This is a genomic window from Nocardia sp. NBC_00511 (genome assembly GCF_045161165.1).
In the GTDB taxonomy this organism is placed as follows: Bacteria; Actinomycetota; Actinomycetes; order Mycobacteriales; family Mycobacteriaceae; genus Nocardia.
Window position 1 is genome coordinate 6,561,723 of the sequence record NZ_CP107849.1, and the last position, 13,696, is coordinate 6,575,418.

At 70.2% G+C, this 13,696-nt stretch carries 10 protein-coding genes and 1 tRNA gene; 6 read left to right on the forward strand and 5 right to left on the reverse strand.

Annotated elements, in window-relative coordinates:
• Positions 1-186: 186 nt before the first annotated feature.
• Both OG300_RS30655 and OG300_RS30660 read right to left on the reverse strand, forming a co-directional pair.
• The gene (locus tag OG300_RS30655; RefSeq protein ID WP_405486947.1) at positions 187-1,056 is read right to left on the reverse strand and encodes a MaoC family dehydratase; all 870 of its coding nucleotides are present in this window, start codon (positions 1,054-1,056) and stop codon (positions 187-189) included.
• The gene (locus OG300_RS30660; protein ID WP_405486949.1) at positions 1,053-2,411 is read right to left on the reverse strand and encodes a 3-oxoacyl-ACP reductase; all 1,359 of its coding nucleotides are present in this window, start codon (positions 2,409-2,411) and stop codon (positions 1,053-1,055) included. The genes OG300_RS30655 and OG300_RS30660 overlap by 4 nt, the downstream gene beginning before the upstream one ends.
• A gap of 185 nt (positions 2,412-2,596) precedes the next feature.
• Here OG300_RS30660 and OG300_RS30665 point away from each other — a divergent pair, with 185 nt between their 5' ends.
• Positions 2,597-3,919, forward strand: coding sequence for an acetyl-CoA C-acetyltransferase (locus OG300_RS30665; protein ID WP_405486951.1), 1,323 nt, complete (start codon positions 2,597-2,599; stop codon positions 3,917-3,919).
• Positions 3,920-4,022: 103 nt separating this feature from the next.
• Positions 4,023-4,095: transfer RNA gene (locus OG300_RS30670), tRNA-Val, on the forward strand.
• 37 nt (positions 4,096-4,132) lie between these two features.
• Here OG300_RS30670 and OG300_RS30675 read toward each other — a convergent pair.
• Together OG300_RS30675 and OG300_RS30680 are read right to left on the reverse strand one after the other, a co-directional pair.
• The gene (locus OG300_RS30675) at positions 4,133-5,467 is read right to left on the reverse strand and encodes an ADP-ribosylglycohydrolase family protein (RefSeq protein WP_405486953.1); all 1,335 of its coding nucleotides are present in this window, start codon (positions 5,465-5,467) and stop codon (positions 4,133-4,135) included.
• Between the two features lie 17 nt (positions 5,468-5,484).
• Positions 5,485-5,931: a hypothetical protein gene (locus OG300_RS30680; protein ID WP_405486955.1), complete on the reverse strand. Its 447-nt coding sequence runs from the start codon at positions 5,929-5,931 to the stop codon at positions 5,485-5,487.
• Positions 5,932-6,195: 264 nt separating this feature from the next.
• On the opposite strand from OG300_RS30680, the gene OG300_RS30685 reads away from it, so the two are divergent.
• From OG300_RS30685 to OG300_RS30700, 4 genes are all read left to right on the forward strand, one after another.
• Entirely contained in the window at positions 6,196-6,684 is a 489-nt protein-coding gene (locus OG300_RS30685) for a universal stress protein (RefSeq protein ID WP_405486957.1), read from the forward strand.
• A gap of 89 nt (positions 6,685-6,773) precedes the next feature.
• Positions 6,774-7,865: an isochorismate synthase MenF gene (locus OG300_RS30690; RefSeq protein WP_405486959.1), complete on the forward strand. Its 1,092-nt coding sequence runs from the start codon at positions 6,774-6,776 to the stop codon at positions 7,863-7,865.
• Positions 7,866-7,980: 115 nt separating this feature from the next.
• Entirely contained in the window at positions 7,981-8,151 is a 171-nt protein-coding gene (locus OG300_RS30695) for a DUF2613 domain-containing protein (RefSeq protein WP_405486961.1), read from the forward strand.
• Positions 8,132-12,385, forward strand: a complete 4,254-nt coding sequence (locus tag OG300_RS30700; protein WP_405486963.1) for an alpha-(1->3)-arabinofuranosyltransferase — start codon at positions 8,132-8,134, stop codon at positions 12,383-12,385. Before OG300_RS30695 ends, OG300_RS30700 begins: the two co-directional genes overlap by 20 nt.
• A 46-nt stretch (positions 12,386-12,431) precedes the next feature.
• Here OG300_RS30700 and OG300_RS30705 read toward each other — a convergent pair whose 3' ends face one another.
• On the reverse strand, positions 12,432-13,628 hold the full coding sequence (locus tag OG300_RS30705; protein WP_405486965.1) for an acyltransferase family protein: 1,197 nt from the start codon (positions 13,626-13,628) through the stop codon (positions 12,432-12,434).
• Positions 13,629-13,696 lie beyond the last annotated feature (68 nt).

The window sequence follows — 13,696 nt, forward strand, 5'->3', positions numbered from 1 at the left end:
GAACAGAAAAAGCCGCACATCGTTCCGGTCGGATGTAGAAACCCCTGCGTGGCGACATCCGAGGCGGAACGTGTGCGGCTCTTCACCCCCTTCGGGCCGGATCACACCGCGGTGATCCGTCCCGAGTTCATGGGCGACTGCTTGTTCTGCGCTGTGCGGTCACTCAGCGAAGTGCTGGGCAGTTACTCAGCGAAGCGTAGCCGTCAGGTGCGGGAACCCCTTCTTCGGGTTCTTCAAGGATACGTCCCATCCACCGGACACCTGATCGGCGTACAGGTTGACGGTGGACGGCAGGAAGATCGGCTTGCCGAACTTCACCGCGTAGGTGACCTTGTCCGGGATCCGGCCCTCCAGCGCGCCGAGCACGGTCGCAGCCGACCACATGCCGTGCGCGATCGGCTTCGGGAAGCCGAAAGCCTTGGCCCCCAACGCCGAAGTGTGGATCGGGTTGTGGTCGCCGGAGGCGTTGGCGTAGCGGCTGATCGTCTGCTGATCGACCCGCAGCGCGCGCAGCGGCGGCGGCGGCACCTCGTCCGGCTTGGGCTCCGGACGCGGACCACCCGACAGCGAGGTGCGCTGCTGGTGCAGGAAGGTGGTGACCTGACGCCACACCAGCTCGCGGCCCACGCTCACCTCGGTGATGGCGTCGACCAGCAGGCCCTTCGGGTGCTCGCGCAGGTTCTCGACATGGGTGTCGAAGTCCAGCGGCTCGGCCACCGAGATCTCACGGGTGCGCTCGATGACGTTCTCCGCGTGCACCGCGCCGACCGCCACGAACGGGAAGTCGCGGGCGACGACCAACTGCATCGCCAGCGGGAAGCTGAGCACGAACGGGTAGGTCAGCGGCAGCGCGTCGCTGAAGCGCAGCCCGGTGGCCCGGCAGTACGCCGAGAGGTGGTCCGGGTCGACCTTGAAGCCCTCGAGGCGGACGCGACGGTCCGGCACGGTGGACTTGCGGGCCGACAGCCCCGGCACCGGCAGCGCGCCGAGAGCGGCCTTGACGAACAGTCCGCTGTTCTTGGGCACCTCGGTGAGGTTGATGGTCTGCGACATCATGCTCCGATCAGGGCCTGGCCGCAGACGCGAACGATGTTGCCGGACACCGCGTTCGACGCCGGGGAGGCGAAGTAGGCGATGGTCTCGGCGACGTCCACGGTCTGCCCGCCCTGCAGCAGCGAGGACAGCAGCCGCCCGGCCTCACGGGTGGTGAGCGGGATGGCGGCGGTCATGGCGGTCTCGATGAAGCCGGGGGCCACCGCGTTGATGGTGATGCCCTTCTCGGCCAGCTTCGGCGACTCGGCGTTCACCATGCCGATGACACCGGCCTTGGACGCGCCGTAGTTGGTCTGGCCGCGGTTGCCCGCGATACCGGCGATGGAGGACACGTCGATGACGCGGCCACCGGACTTCAGCGCACCGGAGGCGACCAGGCCCTCGGTGATGCGGTGCGGCGCGGCCAGGTTCACGTTGATGACCGAGTTCCAGCGGCCGTCGTCCATGTTGGCGAGCAGCTTGTCGCGGGTGATGCCGGCGTTGTGCACGACGATGTCGATGCCGCCGAAGCGCTCGGTGGCGAACGCGGCCAGCTTCTCGGCGGCGTCGGCGGCGGTGACGTCCAGCGCCAGCGCGGTCGCGCCGACCTTGTTGGCGGTGTCGGACAGGGCCTCACCGGCGGCCGGGATGTCGGCGACGATGACGGTCGCCCCGTCACGGGCGAAGACCTCGGCGATGGTGGCGCCGATGCCACGCGCGGCACCGGTCACGACGGCGACCTTGCCGGCGAGCGGCTTGTCCCAGGAGGCCGGGGCGTCGGAGTCGTCCTTGCCGACGCGGAAGACCTGGCCGTCGACGAAGGCCGACTTGCCGGACAGGATGAAGCGCAGGGTGGAGGCCAGACCCGTTGCGGCGGTGGCGGCTTCGGGGTGCAGGTACACCAGGTTGGCGGTGGCGCCGCGCAGCAGCTCCTTGCCGACCGAACGGGTGAAGCCCTCGAGCGCGCGCTGCGCGATCTGCTCGTCGACCGAGGCCGACAGTTCCGGGGTGGTGCCGACGACCAGCACGCGGCCGGAGGCGGCGATGCTGCGCATGGCGGGCTGGAAGAACTCGAACAGCTGCGCCAGCTCTTCGATGGACTTGATGCCGGTGGCGTCGAACACCAGCGCGCCGAGCTTGGTGCCCGGGGTGACGGCGTCGGCGAAGCTGTAGTCGCCCAGCAGGTTTCGCACGGCGTCGGCGACGCGGCCCTTGCCGCCCACCAGGATCGCGCCGGGGAGCGCGGCTTCGCCGGCCCGGTAGCGGCGCAGGGTCTCCGGCTGCGGCAGGCCGAGCTTGCCGGCCAGGAACGAGCCCGGGGCGGAGTGGATGAACGATCCGTACAGGTTGGGAGCGCCCTTGCTCTTGCTGGCTGCCACGTTTCCTACCTTCTCTTGTCTCGGCCCGCGACAGGTATGTCGCAAGAGCGGTGTTGCGCACACGTGCGGGGTACGGTGTCGACAAAACAACTTACTCCAGAGTAAGTTTAATGTAAACCGACTGACGCCGGTCCCGCCGGACCGTAAGTGCCGGAAATTCCACCGACGAGACACTGGAGACTCGAGTGACCACCAAAGCCCGTTCGGCGAAGGCCGCGGCCAAGACCACCAAGCAGGCCCGCCCGGTTGCCATCCTCGGCGGTAACCGCATCCCGTTCGCCCGCTCGGACGGCAAGTACGCGCACGCCTCCAACCAGGACATGTTCACCGCCGCGTTGAACGGTCTGGTCGCCCGCTTCGGCCTGCAGGGCGAGCGCCTGGGCATGGTCGTCGGCGGCGCGGTCCTCAAGCGCGTCGGCGAGCACGGCATGATCCGCGAGAGCGTGCTCGGCTCCACCCTCTCGCCCTACACCCCGGCCCACGACCTGCAGCTCGCCTGCGGCACCGGCCTGCAGTCCATCGTCACCGTCGCCGACGGCATCGCGCTGGGCCGCCTGGAGAACGGTATCGGCGGCGGCACCGACACCACCTCCGACGCGCCGATCGGCGTCAGCGAGGGCATGCGCGAGTGGATGCTCGACGCCAACCGCGCCAAGAAGAACTCCGACTACGTGAAACTCGTTGGCCGCCTGCGTCCCTCGATGGTCGGCATCGAGATCCCGCGCAACGCCGAGCCGCGCACCGGGCTGTCGATGGGCGAGCACGCCGCCGTCACCGCCAAGGAATTCGCCATCGCCCGCGAGGCGCAGGACGAGCTGGCCTACCTGTCGCACCGCAACATGGCGGCCGCCTACGACCGTGGCTTCTTCGACGACCTGATCACCCCGTTCCTGGGCCTGACCCGCGACGACAACCTGCGTCCGGGCTCGACCATCGAGAAGCTGTCCACCCTGAAGCCGGTCTTCGGCGTCAAGCTGGGCGACGCCACCATGACCGCGGGCAACTCCACCCCGCTCACCGACGGCGCGTCCGCGGTGCTGCTGGGCTCCGAGGAGTGGGCGGCCTCGCGCAACCTCTCCCCGCTGGCCTACCTGGTCGACTCCGAGGTCGCCGCGGTGGACTACATCCACGGCCCCGACGGCCTGCTGATGGCCCCCACCTACGCGGTGCCGCGCCTGCTGGCCCGAAACGGCCTGACGCTGCAGGACTTCGACTACTACGAGATCCACGAGGCCTTCGCCTCGGTGGTGCTCGCCACCCTGCAGGGCTGGGAGTCCGACCAGTACTGCAAGGAGCGCCTGGGCCTCGACGGCGCCCTGGGCTCCATCGACCGCTCCAAGCTGAACGTGAACGGCTCCTCGCTCGCCGCGGGCCACCCGTTCGCCGCCACCGGCGGCCGCATCATCGCCCAGACCGCCAAGCAGCTGGCCGAGAAGGGCGGCGGCCGCGCCCTCGTCTCCATCTGTGCCGCGGGCGGCCAGGGCGTCGTCGCGATCGTCGAGCGCTAGCAACCGACCGAAAAGGCGGTGTCCGTACAACGGACACCGCCCTTTTCGCTTTCCGGGATATTCACTGGCCCGAAATAACCTGCGGCGCTAGCTTTGTCGCGGTCGTGGAGTAGATCAGCGGGTAGATCACCGTCTCGACACGGCGGAGGGCGCGGGTTCGAATCCCGCCTCCACGACTACATTATTCGCGGCGGCACACCGAAATTCGTCGCCTCAGCGCACCAGGGCGACGGTGCGGCGGGCAAGGTCTTCGATGCTGCTGGGGGTATAGCCGCCGACCGCGCTGTGCAGGGTGTCGTGCAGCGGGTCGGTCCAGTGGGCGGGGATGGCGGCGGCTCCGGTGAGGATGCCCGCCACCGAACCGGCGGTCGCGCCGTTGGTGTCGGTGTCCCAGCCGCCCTGGACGGCCAGGGCCAGGGTGCGGGTGAAATCGCCTTCGCCCCAGAGCAATCCGGCCGCCGTCAGGCAGGCGTTGCCGATCGAGTGCACCCAGTTGTAGTGCGCGTGGCGGGTGTGGACGGCGGCGGTCGCGGCCTCCCAGGTGCGGCCGTTGGCGTGGTCGTCGAGGACGTCGGCGAGGGCCAGCGCCAGTCGTGAGTTCGGCGGGGTCACCTGCTGCGCGATGGTCAGTGCGGCAGCGGGATCCGGGGCGGTGAACGCGGCGGACACCAGGGCGGCGGCCCACATGGCGGCCCAGGATCCATTGCCCACGTGCGAGATCGAGACATCGCGGGCGGCGGATTCGGCGGCCCGGGCCGGACGGCCGGGATTGGTGTAGCCGTGGATGTCGGCGCGGATCAGGCCACCGACCCACTCCCGGTAGGGGTTTCGGAAGGTGGCGGTGTCCGGGGGTGCGAACCCGTCGATCAGATTGCGGTAGGCGACGCGCTCGGCGGTGTAGGTCTGCAGGAACGGCAGGCGCTCCATCCACAGCGCCGCGACCTGATCCGGGGTGAAGTTCGGGCCGTGCTGTTCGAGCAGGTGCAGACCCAGCACGGTGTAGTCGAGGTCGTCGGCGCGCGGGACGCCGTCGATGCGGCCCAGGGTGGCGTTGTGCCAGGCGCGGCGGCCGTATGCCGCGGGCGGCAGCGGATCCGGCACCGGCACGTAGTCGCGCAGCGGGTAGGCCCCGAAGGACTCCAGGTACTCGCGGATCCGGTGCGGCGTCCAGCGGAAGCCGTTCTCCAGCGGCTTGCCCAGGGTGCTGCCCACGCAGCGGCCCAGCCAGCCGCCCAGGATCCGGTCGGGCAGTGCGGCGGTATCCAGCCCGAGGTCCGAATCACCTTCCAGGTCAAGCTCATTCACGAAGTCGGGAGCGTCCACCCATTCCGTGAATCGCCGGGGTGTGGACCTGGGCGCGGCCTCCACCCGGTCCAGCAGCCGCCAGCAGGCCTTGGGCACCGGATGCCCGGTATGCGTCAGCTCCCGCACCTCCTCCTCGAATTCGGCTACCTGGTAACCGGATTCGGTGCGCTGACACCATTCGAAGAACAGCAGGGCGCGGGGGTCGGCTTCATGGTGGCCGAAGAAGGCCGGTTCGATTGTCACTGTGGCACTCTCGGTGGTCACAGCACCGCCTGGGTGGCCGCGACGACCTCCGAGAGCAGTGGCAGGGATTCCTCGCGCTGCGGAACGCGCGCCCACCACCGGCCCTCATGGGTGTGACGGCCGAAACCTGTGGGCAGGATGACATTACTGCGATGCGGCCCGATGTCGACACTGTTGCGCTCCAGCAACTCGAGGCATTCGTCCGACGGGTAGCCGTCGAACACCGCGAGGAAGGTGCGGCGCGGCGGCTTGTCGCGGACCAGGACCGGGCCCGGGACGCCGCGCGTGATCAGTTCGTCAAGTACCAAGGACCCCAACGCTTCCGGAGTGTTCAACGCCGCGATCGTGTCGACCAGGGGCAGTACCACGAACCCCGGGGTGGTCACGTGCACGTGGGGCAGACCAAGTAGGGACCGGTAGACCCGGGCCCATTCCTGTGGAGTCGTCAGCTCGTCCAACCGCACAATCCACCCCTCGTTCGGGCCTGCTCCCACGACGGCGATGTCGACCGCCGGCAAAAACGCCGACGCTTTTCAGTGAAAACCCGTACCGCCCATAGCACCACTGGTTTGGGTGAATCGTGAGCGAACTGTCGAATACCAGGGTAGCCAAGCCGCGAACCGCAGCGCTGCACGAATTCACAACGAACCGGTCGGCTTCCGGTGTCGCGAGGCAATTCCGGGGTAGCCTCCGAGTACGTGACAGACGCACCTACCAGGAGGTTCGTCATGCCCTGCGATTTGATGCTGATCGCATACGACGGGTCCGAGAACGCGCGCCGCGCCGTCGAATACGCGGGCAGGTTCCTGGCCGCCGACCGAGCCGTGGTCGTCACCGCGTGGGAACCCATGGTGCGCCAGGCCGCTCGCCTGTCCGGGCTGTCCGGAGTCATGCAGCCGGAGTGGATGAGCGACGACGACATCGAGGACATCGCCTTCGCCGACGCCAAGAACATCAATGCCGAGGGCGTGCGCCTGGCGAAGATCGCCGGACTCAACGCCGAGGCCCGGACCGTCGAATCCGGCAGCACCATCTGGAACGCCATCGTCGAGGTCGCCGACGAACTGGATGTGGACATCATCGTGGCGGGCACCCGCGGCGCCACCGGACTGCGCGCCCTGCTGCACTCCAGCGTCGCCGACGCCGTGCTCAAGCACTGCCACCGCCCGGTGCTGGTGGTGCCGCCCTGCGATCGGCCCGCATCGAAAAAGCCCTGACCGGAGCCTGATCGGACCCGCGACGCGATGAGAGATGCGTCGCTCGAATACCGTCCGGCCCGCGGGCGCGGACTATCGTCGGGATCATCATGGACGGTTTTCTGCTCGCTATGCCGGACGGTGTCGTCCGCGCCACGGGCACCCGCGCGGCCTTCGATTCCGCGGGTGCCGCCGGGTCGGCGCTGCGTTCCGGGACGGCCGAACTGATCGTCGGCGCACTGCCCTTCGATCCGCGCCGCCGCACCGCGCTGGTCGCGCCCGAACAGTCCACGCACACCGCCGGACCGTGGCGCCCGGCCGCGCTGCCGGACCTGCCCCGAGTGCGCGTAGTGTCTGAAATGCCCAGTGCCGCAGAGCATGTGGCACGGGTGACGAAACTCGTCGAACAGCTCGCCGATCCGGGGCAGCCGCTGCGCAAGGTGGTCGCCGCCCGTTCGCTGCTGGCCGAGGCCGACGCCCCGCTCGAACCCGAGGTGGTGGCCGCGCACCTGGTCACCCGGCATCCGCGCGCCGCCGTCTACGCCGTCGACCTGACCGCCGCCGGACGCCCCGGCGAAACCCTGCTCGGCGCCACCCCCGAGGTGCTGGTGTCGCGGCGCGGCCGCACCGTCACGCTGCGCCCGCTGGCGGGCACGCTCGCGCGCTCGGCCGACCCGGACACCGACGCCGTCCAGGCCCGGGAACTGCTGGCCAGCACCAAGAATCGCGAAGAGCACGCCTACGTCATCGACTGGATCCGCGACATCCTCACCCCGCTGTGCGTGGAGCTCGCCATCCCCGACGGACCGGAACTGCTGAGCACGCCCGAGGTCTGGCATCTGGCCACCCCCATCACCGGCGTCCTCGCCGACCCCGCCACCACCGCCCTGGACCTGGCCGTCGCGCTACACCCGACCCCGGCCGTCTGCGGCACCCCGACCGACCTGGCGCTGGACGCCATCGCCGACCTCGAGGGCGACCGCGGCTTCTACGGCGGCGCGGTCGGCTGGTGCGACGCGAGCGGCGACGGCGACTGGTTCGTGGCCATCCGCTGCGCCGAACTCGCCGCCGACGGCCGCGGGCTGCGCGCCTTCGGCGGCGGCGGCATCGTCGCGGCGTCGGATCCGCAGACCGAACTGGCCGAGACCACCGTCAAGCTGCGCACCTTCCTGGGCGGGCTGCACTGCGAGATCTCCGGGTAGTCGCAGGAGATCACGCGGTCACCGGCAAGCCCGCCCGCCGGGACAGCCGTGCCCGCGAGAAAACCTGCTAGGTTGGCTCGAGTTACGCATGCGTCCGATGTAGGGAGTACCCGCGATGAAGTTTGCCGTACCTGGTGCAGCGAGTGCTGTCGGTGGAGCCCTCATCGGGCTGGCGGCGGTCCTGGTCATCACGATCGCGGCGTCGCAGGACAAGCGGCCCGACATCGATCGCAGCGGCGACGCGGGTTCCTCGCTACTCAACAACGTTGAGTACGGCTCTCGCTGACCGGCAGGCCTCGCCGAACACCACACCGCTTGGCCGCCGCTGGCTGCTCGGCAGCGTGCTCGCCGCATTCCTGCTGACCTTCCTGCAGGCACCCGGCCGCACCACCGCCGACACCAAATACGACCTGGCACAGAATCCGCTCGGATTCCTCTCCCGCGCCGCCCACCTGTGGAGCAGTCAGGCCCCGATGGGGCAGGTGCAGAACCAGGCGTACGGATACTTCTTCCCGCACGGCGCGTTCTTCTCCCTCGGGCACCTGCTCGGGCTGCCCGCCTGGATCACCCAGCGCGTCTGGTGGGCGCTGCTGCTGCTGGCCGGGTTCTGGGGCATCATCCGGCTCTGCGAAACCCTCGGGCTCGGTAGCCGCGGCTCCCGGGTGATCGCGGCCGTCGCGTTCGCGCTCTCACCCCGCGTGCTCACCACCCTCGGCTCGATCTCCTCGGAGACGCTGCCGATGATGCTCGCGCCGTGGGTGCTGCTGGCCCCCGCCGCGCTCGGGATGGCGATGAACCGTGCCGCCGCGGACGAAAAGGCCGGGGCGGCCGACACTTCCACACGTTCGGTGTGGCGGGGCGCGGCCACGCCCGCCGGGAGCGCCCTGGCGCTGGCACTGATGGGTTCGGTGAACGCCGTCGCCACCGCCGCGGCCTTCCTGCCCGCCGCACTGTGGTGGATCTCGTTGCGCCCCAACCGGGCCTGGTGGCGCTTCACCCGGGCCTGGATCCCGCTGCTGGCGCTGGGCACCTTCTGGTGGGTGGTGCCGCTGCTGCTGCTCGGCAAGGTGAGCCCGCCGTTCCTGGACTACATCGAATCCGCCGGGGTCACCACCCAGTGGGCCTCGCTCGGAGAAGTGCTGCGCGGCACCGACTCCTGGACCCCGTTCGTCTCACCGGAACGCATCGCGGGCGCGGTGCTGGTGACCCAGCCCGCCGCCGTACTGGCCACCGGCATGCTGGCAGCCGCCGGAATGGCCGGAATCGCACTGAAATCCATGCCGTATCGCGGACGGCTGGCGCTGATCCTGCTGGTCGGGCTGGTCGGCATCTGCGCGGGCTACGCCGGTGAACTCGGCGGGCCGTTCGCCGAACACGTGCGGCTGTTCCTCGACTCCGGCGGCGCGCCACTGCGCAACGTGCACAAGCTGGAACCGCTGATCCGGCTGCCGCTCGTACTCGGCCTCGCGCACCTGCTCAGCAAGGTGCCGCTGCCCGCCTCGGTGCCGATGCCGGTGTGGCGCAGCGCCTTCGCGCATCCGGAACGCAATCGGATGGTGGCCGTCGGCGCGCTCATCCTGACCGCGCTGGCACTGTCCACCTCACTGGCGTGGACCGGGAAACTCGCACCCAGCGGCGACTACGACCACGTGCCCGGGTACTGGCAGCAGACCGCGGACTGGCTGGCGCACAACGCCTCCGACACCCGCGCGCTGGTGGTGCCCGGCGCACCCTTCGGCAGCCAGATCTGGGGACTGACCCGCGACGAACCCCTGCAAGCACTGGCGAGCACACCCTGGGCGGTCCGCGACTCGGTGCCGCTCAACCCGCCCGGAGCCATTCGCGCCATGGACTCGGTGCAGCGACTGATCGCCGACGGACGCCCCTCCACCGGACTCGCGAGCACGCTGATCGGGCAGGGCATCGGAATCCTGGTGCTGCGCAACGACCTCGACCCCGAGACCTCCCGCTCGACCCGGCCCATGCTCGCGCACCGCGCCATCGAAGGCTCGCCGGGACTGACCAAGGTCGCCGAATTCGGGGACGCCGTCGAACCCGGGCAGGTGGAAGGGCTCGTCGCCGACGAAGACCTGCGGCCCGCGTATCCGGCCATCGAGATCTACCGGGTGCAGGCGACCACGCCCGGGACCGCGACGCAGGTGCACAGCGGCGTCGGCGCGCCCGGATCGTTCCCCGGCGCGTACACGGTGCCCCTGGAAAGCCTGCCGGTCGTGCAGGGCGGACCCGAGGTTCTCGAACGGCTGCACCGGGATCCGGATGCTACGTCGGGCCCCTCACTGCTGGATGTCGACGCGAAACGCGCAGGGCTACCGGTCAACTCCGTCACCGTCACCGACACCCCCATGGACCGTGAAACCGACTTCGGGCGCGTCGACAACCACAACTCGGCGCTGCGCGCACCCGGCGACCCCCGCCGCACCCACAACCTGGTGCCCGACTATCCGGTGCCCGGCGCGGCGCTGGTCGAGGGCGAATGGTCGGGCGCGACGGTCACCGCCTCCAGCTCGGCGGCCGACGCCACCCAACTCGGCGGGGCCGCGCCCGGCAGCTCCACCGCCGCCGTGGTGGACGGCGACCCGGCGACCGCCTGGATCAGCAACGGCACCGAACACGCGGTGGGGCAATGGCTTCGGCTCGACCTCGATCATCCGGTGAGCTCCGCGGTGCTGCGGCTGACTACCAGCGCCGCCGCCATCGGCAGCCCGGTGAAATGGGTGGAGGTGGAATCCGCGCGGGGCACGGTGTCCGCGCGGATCACCGAACCCGGTAAGCCGGTGTCGATCTCGCTGCCGCCGGGCAAGACCGACTGGATCAAGGTCACCGCCATGCACACCGAAGACGGCAGCGCCGGTGGGCAATTCGCGATCGCCGAGATCGGCCTAGACGACTACGCCGACCGCGACAACCCGGTCACCGTCGACATCCGCCACCGCACCGTGCTGCCGCCCGCGCCCGCCGGAGCCCAGGTGCGCGGCTGGAACCTGGGACAGGAATTCCCCGGCCGCAGCGCCTGTTTCGACTCGCCCGACCGGGTGCGGTGCAGCAAGGGCCTGGCCCTGGCCGCCGAGGAACCCGGACTGTTCGAACGCACCCTGCGGGTGCCGCAACCGGTCACCGTCACCCCGGGGCTGACCGTCCGCACCCGGCCCGGACCCGCCCTCGAAGCCCTGCTCACCGATGCCGAGCGGCCCATCGCCCGCGGCCGGGCCGACGTCGGCGACCCACGCGGCTCCGCCCTCGCCGCCACCGACGGCGACCCGCGAACCAGCTGGACCGCACCGGAATCCGTGATCCGCACACCGGCCGGCGGCAAACCCACCCTCGACATCGAACTGCCCGCACCGACCCTGGTCACCGGTCTCGAGGTGACGCCCTCGCGCGGCGACCTGCCCGCTCACCCGACCTCGGTGTCGGTGAACCTCGGCAACGGTCCGCAGGTCCGCGACGTCGACCCCACGTCCGGGACGCCGACCCGCATCGAGCTCGAGCCGTACGTCACCGACCACATCGTGCTCAGCATCCAGACCTGGGATCCCGTACTCGACCGCACCGCACTGGGTTTCGCGCAGGAGCAGCCACCCGGCCTCGCCGAGGTGAACGTCCTCGGCCCCGACTACCCGGCCCCCGCCGCCCCGGACCGCCCCATCACCATCGACTGCGCCCACGGCCCCACCATCGCCGCCGCGGGCCGCACTCTGCACACCATGCTCACCGCGACCGCCGACGAATTGCGCTCCGGCGCACCGATTCCCGCCACCGTGTGCCCGGCAGACGACTCGGCTGCGACGGACGACACCGCTACGGACTTCGACCTCCCCACCGGCAAGGTGGACGTGGCCGTCGCCCCCACCGACCTGTTCAGCGTCGACACCCTGCGACTCGACCGGACCACGCCGCTCACCACGGACACGGCAGCCGGGACACAGGTGCTGGTGCTGCCGCTGAGCACGAATGTGGGGTGGGAGGCGAAGACCGCCGACGGGGTGGCACTGAAACCCGTGGTGATCGACGGCTGGCAGCAGGCGTGGCTGTTGCCGCCCGGCACCAAGGGGCCGGTCACCGTGTCGTTCCCGACCGACCGCTGGTATCGACTCGCCATCTTCGGCGGGCTGCTGTTGCTGATTCCCTTGGCCTGGCTGGCTTTCCGGGGCGCCCGCTCCAAGTGGCCCGAGGACGGGCCCGCGCCACGTACCTGGCACAGCCGGACCGCCGCGTGCCTCGGGCTCGCCGCGGCGGCGGGAGTCATCGCAGGTCCGGTCGCCCTGGTACTCACCGCACTCGGGCTGATGGGTGCGTACCTGCGTCCACCCTGGTGGCCGCAGACGCTGGTGTGGCTGGCCGGAGGTGGCACCGCACTGTGCGCGGCGGCATTGTCCACCGGGCCGTGGCGATCGCTGGACGGTTATGTGGGCGGTTCGCTCTGGGTGCAGTTCCCGGCATTGGTCGCGGTGATCGCGGTCGGCCTCGCCGCATTGCCGCAGCGGCCCGATCAGCCCTGAAACACCCTCACCCGGTTGTCATTTCGCGCCGAATTCTCGGGGCCGCTCAACCGAAACGGCGACGCGTCCACTGCCGGATCGGTTCCTCGATCAACGCGAAACTCGCGGCCGCCAACGGCAGTGTGAAGGCCAGCGTCAGCAGATACACCAGTACGAAATGCCCGCAGAACGGGATGATGCCGAACACCGGGAACACGATCGACAGCACCGCCAGATGCCAGATGAAGATGCCGAAGGACCAGCGGCCCAGCGTCGCGGCGACCGGGCTCTCCAGCCAGCGGTGCCGGACCTCCGGCCGCAGCACCAGCGGGGCCAGCAGGCCGAAGCCGATCACCATGCCCAGCACCATCTTCAACGCGTACTGCCAGGGCTGCCCGTGGGTCAGCCCGCGCAGCCCGGCCAGGTCCGTGGTCGACAGCAGGAAGGCGGCCAGCGCCAGCGGCCACATCAGCCGCAGGTCACCGGCCACCCGCCGCAAGCGGGGCGCGGGCCGATCGCCGAGTTCGGCCAGCAGCATGCCCACCGCGAACCACGGCAGGTACGCGGGCACCCAGTTGTCGGCGTGAATGCCCTCCGGGGTGGGGACGGGCAGCAGATTCCAGGTCAGCAAGACCATCGCGAAACCCAGCACCGCCGGGACCCGCAGCCGGGCTCGCTTGCCGCGCAACCACATCAGGGCCAGCGCCAACACCGGCAACAACAGATAGAAGGCCACCTCGACCGACAGGCTCCACATCTGGGTGAGGCCGTCGGTGAGGGTGTAGGGCACGAACACCTGCAGCAGCGCCAGATTCGACACCCACACCCGCAGCCCGGCGGTATGCGCGGCGCTGGGCAGCAGGATCAGGACCGCGCACACCACCACCCAGTACGCGGGCAGGATGCGGGCCGCGCGGTGCAGCAGATAGCGTCCGGCCTGCGGCGCCTTCCCCAGTCCCCAGGCGGCAGCCGCGTGCGGACGCCAGAGCAGGAAGCCCGACAGCGCGAAGAACACCGCGACCGCCATATCGAAGCGCTCCCACACCCGGCCGAAGATCGGGTGCCCGCTCGCGCCGGTCTGGAAGGCGACGTGGGTGAGCATGACGCCGAGGGCGGCAAGCGCGCGCATGCCTTCGAGTGCCGGAACGAACCGACCGAGCAGCACGGTAGGACCGGTGCCGGAGTCGCGAAGATCGTCGGCGGGGTCGGCACTCGGACCGACCGGTGGGACCGGCTCGGCGGCTGGGTGCGCGGTGGTGGTCATCGGGTATCAGTCTGCCCTGCGGCACTGCATGTGAGCACCCGCCGTTTGACTTGGGGGTATTTCGCGGA

Bases quoted from the DNA above. Each gene is read 5' to 3' on its own strand.
- OG300_RS30655 (WP_405486947.1), bottom strand. From the start codon at position 1,056: ATGATGTCGCAGACCATCAACCTCACCGAGGTGCCCAAGAACAGCGGA.
- OG300_RS30685 (WP_405486957.1), top strand. From the start codon at position 6,196: ATGCCCTGCGATTTGATGCTGATCGCATACGACGGGTCCGAGAACGCG.
- OG300_RS30690 (WP_405486959.1), top strand. From the start codon at position 6,774: ATGGACGGTTTTCTGCTCGCTATGCCGGACGGTGTCGTCCGCGCCACG.
- OG300_RS30695 (WP_405486961.1), top strand. From the start codon at position 7,981: ATGAAGTTTGCCGTACCTGGTGCAGCGAGTGCTGTCGGTGGAGCCCTC.
- OG300_RS30705 (WP_405486965.1), bottom strand. From the start codon at position 13,628: ATGACCACCACCGCGCACCCAGCCGCCGAGCCGGTCCCACCGGTCGGT.